The sequence below is a fragment of the Nocardioides humilatus genome (assembly GCF_008373755.1).
GTDB classification, from domain to species: domain Bacteria; phylum Actinomycetota; class Actinomycetes; order Propionibacteriales; family Nocardioidaceae; genus Nocardioides; species Nocardioides humilatus.
In genome coordinates this window covers 384587-400550 of sequence record NZ_VUJV01000001.1, presented here as the reverse complement: position 1 = coordinate 400550, position 15964 = coordinate 384587, and the positions used below count along the sequence as shown (strand labels likewise).

13 protein-coding genes are annotated in these 15964 nt (G+C 69.2%); 6 read left to right on the top strand and 7 right to left on the bottom strand.

The annotated features are described in order from the left end of the window. Positions 1-52: 52 nt before the first annotated feature. Positions 53-1237 (top strand): UDP-galactopyranose mutase, encoded by a 1185-nt coding sequence (gene glf / locus F0U44_RS01780; RefSeq protein ID WP_246160233.1) that lies wholly within the window; start codon positions 53-55, stop codon positions 1235-1237. A gap of 458 nt (positions 1238-1695) precedes the next feature. On the opposite strand, the gene F0U44_RS01775 is transcribed toward glf, so the two are convergent. Beyond that, positions 1696-2799, bottom strand: a complete 1104-nt coding sequence (locus F0U44_RS01775; RefSeq protein ID WP_149726539.1) for an endonuclease/exonuclease/phosphatase family protein — start codon at positions 2797-2799, stop codon at positions 1696-1698. A gap of 207 nt (positions 2800-3006) precedes the next feature. Between F0U44_RS01775 and F0U44_RS01770 the strand changes: the two genes are divergently transcribed. From F0U44_RS01770 to F0U44_RS01760, 3 genes are all read left to right on the top strand, one after another. Further along, entirely contained in the window at positions 3007-4383 is a 1377-nt protein-coding gene (locus tag F0U44_RS01770; RefSeq protein ID WP_188113270.1) for a phospholipase D-like domain-containing protein, read from the top strand. Positions 4384-4452: 69 nt separating this feature from the next. Further along, complete coding sequence (locus tag F0U44_RS01765; protein WP_149726537.1) at positions 4453-5586, top strand: hypothetical protein; 1134 nt, start codon at positions 4453-4455, stop codon at positions 5584-5586. Further along, positions 5586-6785, top strand: coding sequence for a hypothetical protein (locus F0U44_RS01760; RefSeq protein WP_149726536.1), 1200 nt, complete (start codon positions 5586-5588; stop codon positions 6783-6785). Before F0U44_RS01765 ends, F0U44_RS01760 begins: the two co-directional genes overlap by 1 nt. A gap of 5 nt (positions 6786-6790) precedes the next feature. Here the strand turns inward: F0U44_RS01760 and F0U44_RS01755 are convergent, their stop codons facing one another. From F0U44_RS01755 to F0U44_RS01745, 3 genes are all read right to left on the bottom strand, one after another. Then, positions 6791-7984: a Calx-beta domain-containing protein gene (locus tag F0U44_RS01755; protein WP_149726535.1), complete on the bottom strand. Its 1194-nt coding sequence runs from the start codon at positions 7982-7984 to the stop codon at positions 6791-6793. Between the two features lie 11 nt (positions 7985-7995). Then, positions 7996-9138, bottom strand: a complete 1143-nt coding sequence (locus F0U44_RS01750) for a Calx-beta domain-containing protein (protein ID WP_188113269.1) — start codon at positions 9136-9138, stop codon at positions 7996-7998. Positions 9139-9250: 112 nt separating this feature from the next. Further along, positions 9251-10387: a Calx-beta domain-containing protein gene (locus tag F0U44_RS01745; RefSeq protein WP_149726533.1), complete on the bottom strand. Its 1137-nt coding sequence runs from the start codon at positions 10385-10387 to the stop codon at positions 9251-9253. A gap of 290 nt (positions 10388-10677) precedes the next feature. Between F0U44_RS01745 and F0U44_RS01740 the strand changes: the two genes are divergently transcribed. Beyond that, complete coding sequence (locus tag F0U44_RS01740; RefSeq protein ID WP_149726532.1) at positions 10678-11667, top strand: endonuclease/exonuclease/phosphatase family protein; 990 nt, start codon at positions 10678-10680, stop codon at positions 11665-11667. A gap of 20 nt (positions 11668-11687) precedes the next feature. Beyond that, positions 11688-12920 (top strand): polysaccharide pyruvyl transferase family protein, encoded by a 1233-nt coding sequence (locus F0U44_RS01735; RefSeq protein WP_188113268.1) that lies wholly within the window; start codon positions 11688-11690, stop codon positions 12918-12920. 12 nt (positions 12921-12932) lie between these two features. Here F0U44_RS01735 and F0U44_RS01730 read toward each other — a convergent pair whose 3' ends face one another. The 3 genes from F0U44_RS01730 to F0U44_RS01720 are packed head-to-tail and all read right to left on the bottom strand — an operon-like array spanning position 12933 to position 15926. Next, positions 12933-14531: a class I SAM-dependent methyltransferase gene (locus tag F0U44_RS01730; protein WP_149726530.1), complete on the bottom strand. Its 1599-nt coding sequence runs from the start codon at positions 14529-14531 to the stop codon at positions 12933-12935. Further along, on the bottom strand, positions 14528-15646 hold the full coding sequence (locus F0U44_RS01725; RefSeq protein WP_149726529.1) for a hypothetical protein: 1119 nt from the start codon (positions 15644-15646) through the stop codon (positions 14528-14530). Before F0U44_RS01725 ends, F0U44_RS01730 begins: the two co-directional genes overlap by 4 nt. 34 nt (positions 15647-15680) lie before the next feature. Then, positions 15681-15926: a DUF6752 domain-containing protein gene (locus tag F0U44_RS01720; RefSeq protein WP_246160231.1), complete on the bottom strand. Its 246-nt coding sequence runs from the start codon at positions 15924-15926 to the stop codon at positions 15681-15683. Positions 15927-15964 lie beyond the last annotated feature (38 nt).

The following is a 15964-nucleotide window of genomic DNA, read 5'->3' as shown; positions in this document are numbered from 1 at the left end:
CAGAAGGTCATCGAATTCGGCACCAGGGTGCGCAACGGTAGGATGCTGCCCCGTGTCTACCCCTGATCTGGTCATCGTCGGCTCCGGTTTCTTCGGCCTCACGATCGCCGAGCGCTGTGCGACCGAGCTCGACCTGAAGGTCCTCGTCCTGGAGCGTCGCTACCACCTCGGTGGCAACGCCTACAGCGAGTTCGAGCCCGAGACCGGGATCGAGGTGCACAAGTACGGCACCCACCTGTTCCACACCTCCAACGAGCGCGTGTGGGAGTACGTCAACCGGTTCACCGACTTCACGAACTACCAGCACCGCGTCTTCGGCAAGTACCAGGGCCAGGTCTACTCGCTGCCGATGAACCTCGCGCTGATCAACACCTTCTTCGGGAAGAGCCACACCCCCGACGAGGCGCGCGCGCTGATCGCCGAGCAGGCCAGCGAGATCGACACCGCCGACGCCAAGAACCTCGAGGAGAAGGCGATCAGCCTGATCGGGCGCCCGCTCTACGAGGCGTTCATCAAGGGCTACACCGCCAAGCAGTGGCAGACCGACCCCAAGGAGCTCGCCGCGGAGATCATTACGCGCCTCCCGGTCCGCTACAACTTCGACAACCGCTACTTCAACGACAAGTACGAGGGCCTCCCGGTCGACGGCTACACCGCCTGGCTCGAGCGCATGGCCGACCACCCCAACATCGAGGTCCGCGTCGACACCGACTTCTTCGACGTCAAGGACGAGTTCAAGGGCAAGGTCCCGATCGTCTACACCGGCCCGGTCGACGAGTACTTCGACAACTGCGAGGGCCGCCTGTCCTGGCGCACCGTCGACCTCAAGACCGAGATCCTCGACGTCGACGACTACCAGGGCACCGGCGTGGTCAACGCCAACGACCCCGAGGTCCCCTTCACCCGCGAGCTCGAGTTCAAGCACCTCCACCCCGAGCGCAACGACTCCTACACCAAGGGCAAGACGGTCGTGGTCCGCGAGTACAGCCGCTTCGCCGAGGAGGACGACGAGCCGTACTACCCGATCAACACCGCCGAGGACCGCGAGAAGCTGCTCAAGTACCGCGACCTCGCGAAGAAGGAGCCGATGGTCCTCTTCGGCGGCCGCCTCGGCACCTACAAGTACCTCGACATGCACATGGCCATCGGCGCCGCGCTGTCGATGTACGACAACAAGATCAAGCCGCACTTCGCCGAGGGCGCCCCGTTCGCCAGCGGTGGGGTCGACGAGGGCTGATCCCGCTTCGCGGGCGGGGTCGTCTGCTTCGCTAGTCGGATGTGTCCGCGTGGCTCCCTCGGTGGCGCGAGGGGCGACGCCGATGCTGGGGCCCTCCCGGGGCCCCTAGCGTCTGCGCCGCGCACGGCCAGTGCCTGGTTGCGCGCCGCCGTGGTCACGAGCCGCGCGCGTCGCAGCCGAATCCCCAGGAGGTGCCCCAGCATCGGCGCCGCCTCTCGCACGACAGGCCGCCGGCGAGCGGTCGCGCTCCGCGCCTCGGGCTGGTGGGGTTACCCATGCGTGACGGGCCGGTTCACGTGGGAGAGGCGGGGAGTGCCCGCGGTCGGTCCGGCCACTCCCAGCAGGATCGCCAGCGCGACATCAGTAACCCACCCACACCGGGCTGCGAAGGTGAGGGCGCCACCGGCTGCCCGCGACGCCTGGTCAGCGAAGCAGACGAACCCGCCCGCGCAGCGGCCCTACTCGATCCAGGGGGCTTCGCCGGTCAGCGTGACGTCGCTGAAGACCATGGGGTGGTCGGAGACCCGGTTGACCAGGCCGCCGTCCATGCGGACGTAGCCGCTGAAGGTGACGCCGGGGATCGAGCCGAAGATCCAGTCGATGCCGTGGTTGGACGGCAGTCGGCAGGGGCTGGAGGTGCCGCCGTTGGCGGCCTGAGCGTTGGCGCGGACGGTGACCGCGCAGAAGGCTTCGGCCTTCTCGTTGAAGTCGCCCATCAAGAAGGTGGGGGTGCCGAGCTCGTTGGGGTTCTGCGGCGCCTGGAGATCGTTCATCAGCGCGATCTGCTTGCTCGTGGCGACGTCGCGCCAGTGCTGGGCCGGCCCACGGGTGCTGGCGGGGTTGTGCGTGTTGATGAACCAGGAGAGCCGGCCGGTTGCCTTGTGCTTGAGCAGGATGTAGGGGATCGGCACGGGCTTGCCGTGGAAGTAGGGGATGTCCATCGTGTGCGCCTCGACCAGCTCCCACACGCCGGTGTTCCAGGCGATGGAGTTGCGCACGCCCTTGTTGCCGATCTGGAGGCCGGGGTAGATGCCCCAGCCGCCACCGGTGAGGCGGGCGAACGTGCTGTGCTGGACGGACTCGTACTCCTGCAGGCCGACGACGCTGATGTTGTTGCCGCGGATCAGCTGCGTTGCCCAGCCCATCCGGGAGCTGCCGAGCGCGTAGCCGTGCTTGTTGCCGCCGGGAGCGGTGTGGGAGGCGCCGAGGACGTTGAAGCTGGCCATCCGGAAGCTGGCGTCGTCAGGGGCGAGGCCGTCGGCGGCGAGCTGGACCTTGTCGCGCAGCATCTGCGAGCGGCGCTTCTCGACCTTCGGTGGCTGACGGGACGTCTTCTTGTCGCCGGTGGCGTGCTTGTTCTTGTCACGGTCAGGACCGGCCGAGGAACTCTCCTCGTCGTCGGCCAAGCTGACCGACGGCGCCGTCGACTGGGTCAGGTCCTTGGCGGTGGGCTCGTCGGTCGCCATAGCGAACTTTCCGACCGCGAGGAGCGCTGCGACCAGCGCGAACATGCCGACGACAGGGAGCAAGCGCGCGCGACGCGGTAGTTCATGCTTGCCCACGTGTCCTGGCTTCCCTCCAGTGGCCACCGTCCCTGACGCGGTGGAGTGACCAATCTTACCCGTCTGGAGCAGGCTACGGGGGATACCGCCCGTTCCAAAGACGTGGCGCGACGCGACGCCTCACTGGCCCCAGCAGTCACATCAGCGCGTTATCGTGAGGCGAACGTTGTTCCGCGATCCCTAACCGTCGTCTATCCGGGGAGATCCGTGCGCCGCGTCACGCTGCTGCTCGTCGTCCTGCTGTCCGCCTCACTCCTGCTGGTTCCCGCCTCAGCGGTAGGCCCTAGAGGCGGTTCGGCCTTCAACACCCCCGAGCCGTACGGCGACGACGCGGCCAACCTCCGCATCGTGAAGACGGTGAAGCACGCGATCCAGAACACCGTGCCGTCGCGGCGCCACCCGCACCCGGTCATCAACATCTCGACGTTCCTGTTGGACTGGACCCCGGCCGTCAACGCGCTCATCGACGCCTGCCGGCGCGGGGTCGAGGTGCGGGTGATCCTGGACGACGAGATCGACAACTGGAACTCCCGCCGACTGATCACCGCGCTCAACTCCGACAACGTGCCCGATCGCGACCGCAACGGCGTCGCCGACCGCGACCCGCGGGCGGGTCGCTGCAACCGGCCGCTGCGGGCGACCCACGGTGGTCTGCGCACGATGCCCGGAGCGCTCTCGCAGGACGAGCAGTTCGACACGTTCACCGTCCGCCGTGCCGTGCGGAGTGTCCAGGCGCCGCACGCCGACTCGGTCACCTGGGGCCGCGACGGCAGCTATGTGAAGACCTGCAAGGGCAGCTGCCGCGGCAAGGGCGGCAACATGCACAGCAAGTTCTACCTGTTCAGCGACACCCGCAGCTCCCACCATGTGGTGATGGTGAGCTCGTCCAACCTCAACCGGGGCGGCGCCGAGCTCGGGTGGAACGACATGTACGTCATCAAGGGCCGCAAGAAGCTCTATCGCGGCTTCCGGGCGATGCACCGGCTCATGACCGACGACGTCCGCGCGACGGCGGACAAGGTGCAGGTCAAGGACGGGCCGTTCATCGCCCGCTTCTTCCCCATGCGCAACGCGAGCCGGGCCACTGACCCGACCCTGCACGACCTGGCCAAGGTCAAGTGCCACGGTCCGCTCGGTCGCACCAAGATCAACGTCTCGATGTTCTACTGGAAGGGCTGGCGGGGCGACTACCTCCTCGACAAGCTCGCGACCCTCGGCCATCAGGGCTGCAAGATCAAGGTGGTCTACGGCGCTCCGTCGCGGTGGATCGCGACCCGGATGCGCGACCTGGCCAAGCGTCGCATCATCCAGCTGTGGGACAGCCGCTGGGACTACAACGACGACGGCTTCAACGAGGTCCGCACCCACGCGAAGTACGTCCTCGTCCGCGGCCACGTCGGTCGCGACCGACGGGCCTACCGGGTGTGGACCGGGTCGCAGAACTGGGTCACCGGCTCGCTGTCGCTGAGTGACGAGACGTCGCTCAACATCGGGCTCCGGTCGGCCTACGTCTCCTACCTGGAGCACTGGGACACCCTGCGTGACCATTCCCGGCGACTGCCCTACAGCGTCTACGGCCGCTGACCGACCGATCACCACCGGCGGTACGGCGTCGTGCCGGTCCTCCACGAGAGCACTAGAGTCTGCCCAGATATGAGCGTGACCGGTCCTGATCCTGCCCAGCGAGTGGTGCTGCACGTCGGCACCCCCAAGAGCGGCACCACCTTCCTGCAGCGTGCGCTGTGGCGCAACCGCGACGAGCTGGAGACCCTCGGTGTCGTCGCGGCCGGCAAGCGGCACTACGACATGTTCCACGCGGCCATCGAGCTGCGGCAGTCCCACGACTTCTGGGGCCGGAGCCCCGAGCAGATCGACGGGACCTGGCAGCGGCTGTGCGACGGCGCCCGCGCCTATCCAGGCACCACGGTCATGAGCCACGAGCTGCTCGGCGCGGCCAAGCGGGAGCAGGTCGACACCGGGCTGGCGGCGCTGGAGGGCCTCGACGTCCATCTGGTCGTGACGGCGCGCGACCTGGGACGCCAGGTCGCCTCGGACTGGCAGGAGCGGGTCAAGAACGGCAACCCGGTCACCTTCAGCGACTTCTGCGCCAACGTCGGCCTCGAGCGCCAGAACGGGTTCTGGCGCAACCAGCACCTCGTCGGCATCTTCGACCGCTGGGCGCGGGCGATCCCGCCCGAGAACGTCCACCTGGTCGTCGGCCCGCCCTCGGGCGCGGCTCCCGACGTGCTGTGGCGCCGCTTCGGGGATGCGATCGGTTTCGATGCCTCCGCGATCGACCCGACCAAGGACGAGTCGACGGCCAACCAGACGCTCGGCGCCGTCCAGGTGGCCGTGCTGCGCCGGGTCAACGAGGAGCTCGGCGGCCGGATCCCGCAGCCGATGTACAGCCGGGTGGTGAAGCGGGTCTTCGCGCAGTCGATCCTCGCGGGACAGTCGTCGGCGCCGGCGCAGTGCCCTCCGGAGCTCGTCGAGCGGCTGGGGCAGATCGCCAAGCGGCAGAACTCCCGGTTCGTGAAGCGGGGCTACCGGATCCACGGCGACCTCGACGAGCTCGTGCCGTTGCAGTCGAGCGGGCCCTGGGTCGACCCCGACGCGGTCGATCCGGAGCTGGAGGCGGCCGCGGCCGTCGCGGCGATCTGTGAGCTGCTCGTCGATCGGGCCGAGCCCGAGCCGGAGGCCGATCCCGGCCTCGTGCCGACGGCCCGGCGGGTGAGCGGCCGGTTGCGGCGGCGCATCGCCCGCTCCCAGCCAAAGGGAGAGCTGTGATGGCAGCAGGTCAACGTCCCCGGGTCTTCCTCCACGTGGGCAGCCCGAAGACCGGCACGACGTTCCTCCAGGACGTGCTGTGGTCCCAGCGGACGACCGCGGCGGAGCAGGGTCTCCTGCTGCCCGGCGAGCGCTTCCACGACCACTTCCTCGCCACGCTCGACGTGCGCGGCCTCGCAGAGGACCCCAGCTACCCGGTCGAGGCCCGCGGGATGTGGGCGCGCCTGGTCCGCGAGTCGCTCGCCTGGGACGGCACGGTGCTGCTGTCCCACGAGCTCTTCGCCGGCGCGAGTGCCGAGCAGGCTCGGCGGGCGATCGCCTCGCTCTCGGAGAAGGCCGAGGTCCACGTCGTCGTGACGGCGCGCGACCACGTGCGCCAGATCGCCGCGGAGTGGCAGGAGCACGTCAAGCACCGGTCGGCCACGACCTTCGGGAGCTTCGTCCGCGGCGTCCGTGACGACAAGGCGGGCAAGAGCTGGTTCTGGCAGGTGCAGGACTACGCCGGGGTGCTGGAGCGCTGGGGAGCCGACCTCCCGCCCGAGCACGTGCACCTCGTGACGGTGCCGCCGTCCGGTGCCGACCCGACGATCCTGTGGGATCGCTTCGCGCAGCTCCTCGGCGTCGACCCGGCCGCCTTCGACACCGAGCTCGAGCGGTCCAACAGCTCGCTCGGCGCCGAGCAGGCTGAGCTGCTGCGCCGGGTCAACCTGGAGCTCGGTGACCGGCTCCCGCTGCCGGGTCCCTACCCCTTGGTCGTCAAGAACGTCCTCGCGCACCGGATCCTCGAGCCGCGGGCGGGCACCCGGCTCACCCTCGCGGTCGAGGACCAGCAGTACGCCGCCGACGCCGCGCGTGGCATCGCCGACCGGCTCGCCGCCATGGGTGCCGATGTCGTCGGCGACCTCGACGAGCTCGTCCCGGAGGTCGGGGGAGCGGTCGACGGGGTCGATCCCGCCGCCGACCCCTACGCCGTGCCCTCTGACGCCGTCCTGCTCGAGGAGAGCGTCGCGACGATCGCCGACCTGCTCGCCGTACTCAACGAACGGCGGTCAGCCGTCCAGCGGGCCGACGACCTCACCCAGACCGCGCGGCAGAAGCCGGTGCGCTTCGCGCTGGTCCAGGCCGCCGAGCACCGCCCCGCCCTGCGCAAGCTGCGGGGCGCCTACCGACGTCTCAAGGCGCGGCGCGGCGGTCGGTGATCGCCTCAGTGCTCGTCGTCGAAGATCAGCACGACGATGTGCCCGTCGCCGATGACCCCGTTGGTCGGTGCGGAGAGGTCGATCGAGAACGTCTCGGCTGACGACCAGTCCGGGGGGCCGTACTCCCAGTCCCGGTCGCCCTTGACCGTGACCGAGATGTCCTTGAAGCGCTCGCCCGGCTTGAAGGTGACCACCCCGGTCTTCGCCGTGTAGTCGTCCGGAGCAACGGCTGTCCCGTCGGTCGTCGCGTAGGTCACGGTCGACTTCTCCTGCAGGTTGCCGTCGCGGTAGATCCGGGCCGCCACCGGGTGGGACCGGTCGGTCTCGTCGGTCTCGATGTCGTAGCCGTCGTCGTTGAACGAGAACGTCGGGGTCGCCGACGAGTCGTCGTTGTCGAGCACGGCGATACTGAGGCCGTCGACGATGCTCGCACCCACGGGCTCGGTGAGCACCAGGTTGAAGAACTCGTCGTCCTCGGGCACGAGGTCGCCCCTCGCTATCACGTCGACGTAGGCGTACCGCTGGCCGACGGCGAACTTGACGACCTTCGGTTTCCTCGCCTTGTAGTCGCTGGGTGCGGTGGCGTTGCCGTCGGTGGTGCCAGCCTTGACCGAGACCTTCGTGGCGGTGCTGCCGTAGCGCACGATGGTGAAATGGACCTTCTGGGTGCCAGAGTCGCCCTCCTCGACGAACGGTTCCTCCCCCATGAAGAACGCCGGCGGGATGTTGGTGTCGTCGTTGAGGATCGTCACGGTGTCCGTCGCCAGGCCGATCGTTGCGTTCACCGGGTCGGAGAGGGTGAAGTCGAAGGTCTCGTCGGGCTCCACCTCGACGTCGCCCTTCATCTTGAAGGCCACCGCCGCGTAGTTCTCACCCGCGGGGAAGGTGATCGTGGTGACGTACTTCGTGGCCGTGTAGTCGGTCCCGGCGGTGGCGGTGCCGCCGCCGAGCGTGACCTTCGCCGACGAGGTGCCCGTCAGGTCGCCGGTGCGGTCGAACCGTAAGTACAGCTCGTGGGTCCCGGTGTCGCCTTCCCAGTCGACGTCGTCGGAGTAGCCGATCGAGATGACCGGCGGCGGGCTGGCTGCGGCAGGGGAGTGGGCGGCGCCGCTGAGCAGTGATGCAGTTGAGACGAGGACTGTGAGGGCGGTCGCGGCGCCGGTCCGTCGTACGGCTGCTGCCATCGAGAATCGCTTCATCAGGGGACTCCTCAGTCAGCGTCGGAGATCGTCATCACGGCCGACCCGCGGGCGATGGTGCCCCCGACCGGGTTCGACAGGTTGACGACGAACGTCTCTTGCGGTTCGGGGACCTCGTCGTCCTTGAGGGCGATCGTGATGAACACGGTGGACTCGCCGGGAGGGAAGGTGACCGTCCCGCTGCGCGCCGCGTAGTCAGCCGGCGCGACGGCCGTCCCGTCGGCCGTCGCGAAGTCGACCGATGAGGTGCCGCGAAGGTCGCCGTCTCGCCTCACGAAGAAGGTCGCAGCGCCGGAGTCGCCTTCGCCGTACAGCTGGTCGAAGACGAAGAACGTCGGCGGGTCGTCCGAGTCGTCGTTGTAGATCGTGCCAACGGCCTCACCGTCGGCGATCGTGGCGCCCTTGGGGGAGGAGAGGACCATGCCGAACGACTCGTCGGTCTCAGGCTCGAGGTCGCTCCGGACGGTCACCTGCACCAACTTGGCCTGCTGCCCGACAGCGAAGGCGATCCGGGTCGGCCGCTTGGTCTGGTAGTCGCTCGGGGCGGTCGCGGAGCCCGCGACGCTGGCGACCATCACCGACGCTCGCGAGGCCGTGCTGCCGTCGCGGGCCACGATGAAGGTCAGCGTTACGGTGCCCGCGCCGCCCTCGTAGCGGCCGTCGTCGCTGATCCTGAACGTCGGTGGGTCGTTGGTGTCGTCGTCGACGATCGTCACGGTGCCGGGGCCGGCGGCGATCGACGCGTTGACCGGCGCCGACAACGCCCAGTCGAAGGTCTCGTCGGGCTCGACCACCTGGTCGTCCTTGATCGGCACCCTGATGAACCGCACGCTCTCGCCGGCCTTGAAACGCAGGGTCGTCTGGAAGGCCGACGCCGTGAAGTCGCTCCCGCGCACGGCGGTGCCGTCGGTGATCGTCACCTTCGCCGACGATGGCGCCGACAGGTCGCCGGAGCGGCGGAACCCCAGGTCGGCCTCGCCCAGATCCCCCTCGGTCACGGAGTCCGTCACTGACCAGATCGTGATGACGGGTGCCGGATCGGCCTGAGCGGGCGCGGTCACGGCGCCGCCGACCAGGGCCGTCGTGCTGGCGGCGAGGGTCAGGGCGAGCGACGTGGCGAGCCGTCGTACCGCCGGGGTCGAGAGATGCGGCATCGGGGAGCTCCGATCTGAGGTGGCACGCCGCGTTGCGCGCCTGCGGCTGATGGTTCGCCCGCCCGTACCGCCGGTCAACGGAGAGTGACCGGCGGCACGTGTCTCGTACGTCTCAGTCGTCGTTGGTGATCGTGACGGTCCCGGTGCCGACGTAGACATTTGCTCCGGTCACGTCGGTGAAGGAGACCGTGAACTGCTCGTCCGGCTCGGGCTCGGTGCCGCCCTTGACCGTGATCTGGATGATCGCGTAGGTGACACCCGGGCGGAAGGTGACGGTGCCGGTCTTCGCCGCGTAGTCGCTCGGTGCGGTCGCGGTGCCGTCGGCGGTCGCGTAGTGCGCGGTCGTGGTGCCCTGGAGGTTCCCTGACCGATAGACGTAGAGGTCCACCTTGTGCGAGAAGCTGTCGCCCTCGGGCTGGGGGGAGCCGTAGATCTCGATCGCTGTCGGTGCCGAGGAGTCGTCGTTGAAGACGTTTGCGGTCGCGGTCGGGTCGGGCAGGGCTGCACCGACCGGACTGCTCAGGTCGAGGTAGAAGATCTCGTTGCCCTCGGGCACCAGATCGCCCTTGATGCTGATGAGGACGTTCTTGAGGTTCTGTCCGTTGGTGAAGCGCACGACGCTGAGTGCCTTCTTCTTGTAGTCGCCAGGAGCGACGGCGGTGCCGTCGCGAGTGGCGACCTTCACCGACACGGTGCCGATCGAGCTGCCGGTGCGGTGGATCGCGAACGTGAGGTTGTGGGTGGTGTCGCCCTCGAGGGTCGCCGGCCCGTCGACGACGAACGCCGGGGGATCGTTGGAGTCGTCGTTGTCGATCACGACCTCGCCCGTACCGTCGTCGATGGTCGCGTTCACGGGCGAGGAGAGCTGGAAGTAGAAGGACTCGTCCGGCTCGATCACCTGGTCGCCCTTGATGGTGACGTTGAGATATTTGCCGTTCTCGCCGGGCCGGAAGGTCACGACCGTCGCTGCCTTGGCCGTGTAGTCGGTCGGGGCCGTCGCGGTGCCGTCGACCGTCGCGACCGTGACCTTGGAGACGCCCGACGTGTCGCCGGTGCGGTAGATGTAGAGCCCGTAGGCCTCCTGCCCGGTGTTCCCCTCGGCGGTGTGCAGAGCGAAGGGGATCGCGCTGATGGCCGGGGTGGCGGCCGAGGCCGGTGGCGCGACCATCGCGAGAGCCCCGCAGGCGAGCGCCGCGGCGGCTGCGACGGTGGTGGTACGGCGTGCTGCTCGGTCGAGGAAACGCTGCATCGCTGGGCTCCGATCCAGTTCGGCGGCGTCTCCCCGGGTGCCGTGTGCATTCACCCTCGCCCGGCGCGCCCCACGCACGCCGTGTTGCGATCGTCCGGGGCGGAGACGGTGGTGTCAACGGGCTCGATCGGCCCACGAGAGATGGCCTGAACAGGCCATGAGGCGACACCAAAGGGACTACTGGGACGCCAAGGGGCTTGCGTGATGCAAGTAACTGATGTGAAACTCACACCCTGGCACACAAGTCGTCGCAGATCCGGTTGCGACACGCCGATCGGGAGGAAATCTCCGTGCGGAATCTCCGACGTCAGCACCTGGCACGCTGTGGGGTCCTCGCGCTGGTCGGCGCCCTCGCTCTCGGGATGGGTCCGACGGCCGGCGCCGCGCCGACCCCCGTGGCAGCGGAGACAGACCCGGTGCCCGTCGCCGACACGGTGCGGATCGCGACGTTCAACACCGCGGCGATGTCGTCGACCCGCCAAGGCTTCAACGACGTGAAGAACCTGATCGCGCAGGGGCCTGACATCGTGGCCCTGCAGGAGATGTCGAGCTGGGAGCGCCGCGAGAAGGTCCGCAAGCGGCTCCTCGACTGCGAGACGTGCACGTGGGACGGCTGGATCCCGGTGCCGGCCGTGCAGGGCGGTCAGCCGATCCTGTGGCGCTCGGACAAGTTCACCTTCCTCGGCCGCGACTGGCTCGAGGTCGCCCCGGAGACCTTCGTCGGCGCCCGCGGCGCCGGACCGTCGACGATGCACGCGAAGTACGTCGTCCGGGTCCGCCTGCTCGACAACCTCACCGGTCGCACGATCTGGATCCTCAACACGCACTTCGTGCCGACCGTGCAGGCGCCCGACGGCGGCCGCAACGCCAACCGTCGACGCACCCGCCTCTACGCGCTGCACATGGCCAACCTCCAGGCCGTCGTCGACAAGGTCCGCAACGAGGAGGGTGGCGGCCTGGTCTTCGTGACGGGTGACTTCAACGTCAACTACCGCAACGACAAGGTCGTCCAGGACCCGATCTTCCCGTTCGCCGCGATGGGCAGCCAGGCGATGCGCGCGAGCTACTACAAGCTCGGTGAGCCCGCGACCGGCACCCACGTGCTGCCGAGCGGATTCGACAAGCGTCTGATCGACTACGTCCTTTACAAGCCGACCCGTCGCGTCATCGCGACCGGGCAGCGCGTCGTGACCGGTCTCAACTCCGACCACCGCCCGCTGATCGTCGACTTCAAGGTGACCGGGAAAGGCTGCTACGTCCGCGGCGAGCTGGTCTGCTGACCCCTGCTAGGTTTTCGGGCGTGTCACACGGGAGCGTGAACGAGAAGCAGCCCACCATCCATCTGGTCTCGACGGCAGGACACCCCAACTTCGGGGACGAGTTCATCGCCGCGTCCTGGCTACGGTTCCTCGCGGAGCGGCAGCCAGAGACCGACGTCGTCCTCGACTGTCCCGAACCGGGACTCGCGGCGTTCCTCTTCGAGGGACTGCACCCGAGGGTGAAGTTCACCAACATGCTGTGGCGGGTGAGCTGGCTGACGATCGACGCCGACCCCGAGGAGGGTGACCGGATCGTCGACGGCGTGCTGCGTGACCTCGGCAGCCCCCTCTTCGACTACGGCCTGCTCGAGGCGCGCCGAGCGACGACGGTCCACCTGATCGGTGGCGGCCACATCACCGCCAACTGGCTCCACCACGGTCGCCTGGTGCGTGCGGCGCGCCGGCTCGCCGAGCTGAGCGAGGCCCGCTTCGTCGCGACCGGCCTCGGCCTGGTGCCGGTGATCGACCCCGAGCGCATCCGCGACGACCTCGGAGCCTGCGACCACGTGTCGGTCCGCGACGCCGCCAGCGCCGAGATCGCCGGCGTCGACCTGGGCCTCGAGGACGCCTTCCTCAACCTCTCCTCGCTGCCGGGCTTCGGCGCCCGCCCCGATCCCACCGGCAAGCCCGGCGACGTGTGGATCAGCATCCAGAGCGACCTCTCCACGCCCGAGAACTTCGCGGCGATCGTTGCCGCCGTCCGCGCGATGATCGAGAGCGGCCGTTTCGAGGGCCGCACGATCCGCTACCTCGAGTCGATCCCCGGTCGCGACCGCGACCGCAAGGCCTACGACCTCCTCGCCGACCTGATCCCGGAGGAGAACTTCATGTCCTTCGTGCAGCTCTGGCACGAAGGCTTCCCCGGTCAGCCGGGACAGACCTGGATCACGACCCGCTTCCACTTCCATCAGCTGGCTGCCGCCGTCGGCGCCGAGGGCGTGGCGATCGAGATCGACGACGACTACTACCGCACGAAGCACCAGTCGATGGCCGACCTCGGCACCGGCTTCGCGATCGCGCCGGTCGGCACGACGGCGCTGCCCGAGCCCGCCGCGGACCCCGAGTTCCGCATCAAGGCCGGTCGGTTGCAGCGGGCCAAGCTCGACGAGGCCGAGGCGATCTACCCCCGCAAGAAGGCGCCGCAGCCGGTCCGCGAGCCGGTGGCGCCGGTCGCCGCGCCGCCGCGGTCCCGCGGAGCGTTCGGCCGCCGCTAGCTGCTGCGGGGGCTACGACCAGGTCGCGACGATCCGGCACACGTGCGGATCCTCGGTCTTGAACGGCGCCAGCCCGGTGCCGGACTCCTGGTGGAGCACCCGGCCACCGGCGGCTTCGATCTCGGCGACCACGGTCGCCGGGTCGAGGTAGCGCCGGCCGACCTGCTGGAAGACGTGCGGCCGCTTGCGGTCCTCGGTCGTGCGGAACTCCAGGAAGAGGTGTCCGCCGGCGCGCAGCGCCATCGACGCGACCCGCCAGAAGTTCTCGCGGCCGACGTCCTCCAGCGCATGGAGGAGGAAGCGGGCGTAGACGTCGGCGGGCGTCTCGAGACGGCTCAGTCGCACTCCGAGTCCTAGTGCCTCGCGTGCGTCGTAGAGGTTGAGGACCTCGAACGAGAGCGGCACCGAGTCGGACACCCGCCGCTGGGCGCGCAGCATCGCGCCGATGGTGTAGTCGATCGCGGTGACGGGCCGGCCCGTCGTACGGGCGAACCAGCGGGCGTCACGCGCGTTGCCGGCGCCGATGTCGACCATCGGGCGGTCGCTCGGGTAGTGCTCCCGCACCCACCGGGCGAACGGCGACGGCTTGGTCGGCAGCGCCGAGCGGTGGGCGGCGTAGAAGGTGTCCCATTGCTTGCGGTGGGTGCGCAGGCCGCCGAACCAGCCGCCGATGCGCCGCGACAGCCAGCGCGGGGTCTCGTACTTGAAGGACGGGTCGGGCGTGGCCCACCCCTTGCCGTAGGTCGCGGCGAGCAGGGTCTCGTAGTCGGCCGGAGCCGGCACCTGGCGGCCGAGCAGTTCGACGGTGGTGAGCGGGACGATGGTCTCCCGCTCGAGGCGGAAGCCGGTGTCCTGCGGGATGTAGAGGACACCCTCGACCCAGTGGGCCGTGAACACGTCGACGAAGCGGACCGAGTCGTCGGAGAGCCGCATCCGGACGTTCATCCGGGCGCCCGAGCCGCGTCGTACGGACCATCCCTCGGCGAGGAGCACCCGCTCGATGCGGTAGGCCTCGCGGAGCACGTCGACCGGGTAGGCGTGGTCGCTGAGGTAGGCGATGTCGAGGTCGTTGTCGTGGCCGATCAGCTGGCCGTTGCGTACGGCGCCCAGCAGCGTGCCGTAGGCGATGAAGGTCGGGACCCCTGCCTTCTCGCGCATGCAGGTGATGAGGTCCTCGACCTGGTCCATCAGCTCGCTGAGCGTGTCGGTGCCCTCGGCCGACAGCGGCCGGATCAGCTTGCCGTACTTGTCGATGATCAACGGGTTGCCTGAGCGGTCGACGACATCGACCTGTTGGTCGTCAGCCCCCTGGAAGACGTGGTGGGCGCGCGCGACCACGGTGCCACCGACGTGCTCGCGGATCACGACGTCGGCGTGGCCCGACAGGTAGCGGTGGAGCGAGGCCGGCCACTTGGCGACCAGGCCGCCGCGGCCGGCAGTGGTGTCGTTCTGCGGCTGGACCGACCACACGTGCCGGTCGTTGAGGAGCACGTCGTAGGTCGACTCGGGGTCGAGATCGGCGGGCAGGACGAGGCGGTTGTCGCGCACGCGCAGCGCGCCGAGGTCCTCTGTCTGACCCGTCGGCTCGGCGTCGGGGTTCTGGTCGCTCACTTGCCGATCGCCCGCCGGATGCGGCCGGCGGCCGCCTTGGCGCCGCCGACCGGTTGGTGCCGGGTCTTGCGTCGCAGCTCGGCCTGGAGCTTGTCGCGCTCGGTGGTGAGGTCGCGGACGTCGCGGATCATCTGCTCGATGGCGCGGGCCGCCACCTCGACGATCTCGCTGTCGGGCACGTCGCCGGGGTGGGTGCCGTCGGGGGTGGCGGTCGACAACAGGTCGTCGAGGTCGCCCACGACCGAGTAGCCCTGCTCGGCGATCCACTCAGAGGCCGTGGCTGACCGCGTGGCCAGCTCGGCGACGTGGTGGGGTCGCGGACCGAAGCGCTCGCCGCGTTGGGGCACCAGCACCTCGTGGCCGAAGTACTTGCGCACCCAGCGGTGGCGCACCGTGCCCGCGTCGAGCGGCCCGGAGAGGTAGGGCTTGACGCGCTGGAGGAGGGCGGCCTGGGCGGCGCCGAGCGACTCGTTGGCGTAGCTGACGTCGAGGTCGAACGCGGAGTCGTCGATGCCGATCGCCTGCGTCCACCGGTCCCACAGCAGACCGCGGGGGGCGCCGGGTGGCGGCACGGTCACGACGGTGATCCGGTCGGCCGGCACCGCCTCCGCCCAGTTGCCGAGGACCTTGGGGATGTCCTGCGACTGCCAGCTCCAGCCGCCGCGGAGCTTCTTGCCCTCAAGCGCACGGTCCATGAACTCGTCGAACCCGAGGTCGGAGTTCATCTTCAGCGCTTCTTGCCACACGGCCGGGAACTGCAGCACGTAGGAACGAACGGTGACGATCAGCTGCACCTCGGCGGGGGCGAGTGCTGCGACGGCTGCCTTGGCCTGCGCGGCCGTCGCCATGCTCATGAACTCGTGGGAGATCAGGCCGTCGCCGTCCCACGCTGCGAGCTTGTCGACCAGCCGCTGCCAGACACCGGCGTTGCGGCCCATCTTGGCGGGCGATGCCCCGCGCACCTCCTGCGAGGCGTGGTAGTGGTCCATCCGGCTGGCGCCGGGGTAGAGGAACCGCTGCTTGCGCAGCGCCTTCCGGTTCTCCCACATGGTGGTCTGCAAGAAGGTCGTGCCCGTCTTGGGCAGGCCGATGTGCAGGTAGACGGTCTTGGCCATCAGTGCGTGCTCCCCGTGCCAGTCACAGTGCCGGTCACGGTGCCAGCGAGTGGGCGTCGAGGAAGGCCTTGACCTTCTCCTCGTCGCGCAGGGTCAGCGGCACGAGCAGCTCCTCGACGATGTCGAGCAGCTCGGCCACCCGTCGGTTGAGCCGGCGGGCCTCCTGGACCTCGTCCTCGAGCTCGGCGACGCGGTCGCGGAGGGACTCGACCTCTTGTCGCGTCGTCCCGGGCGTCACCTTGCCGAGCTTGCGTCCGGCCTCGCGGAGTCGGTCGTTCATGCGGGTCACGATAGCCTTGCGCGTTGTCCTCGCAGGCG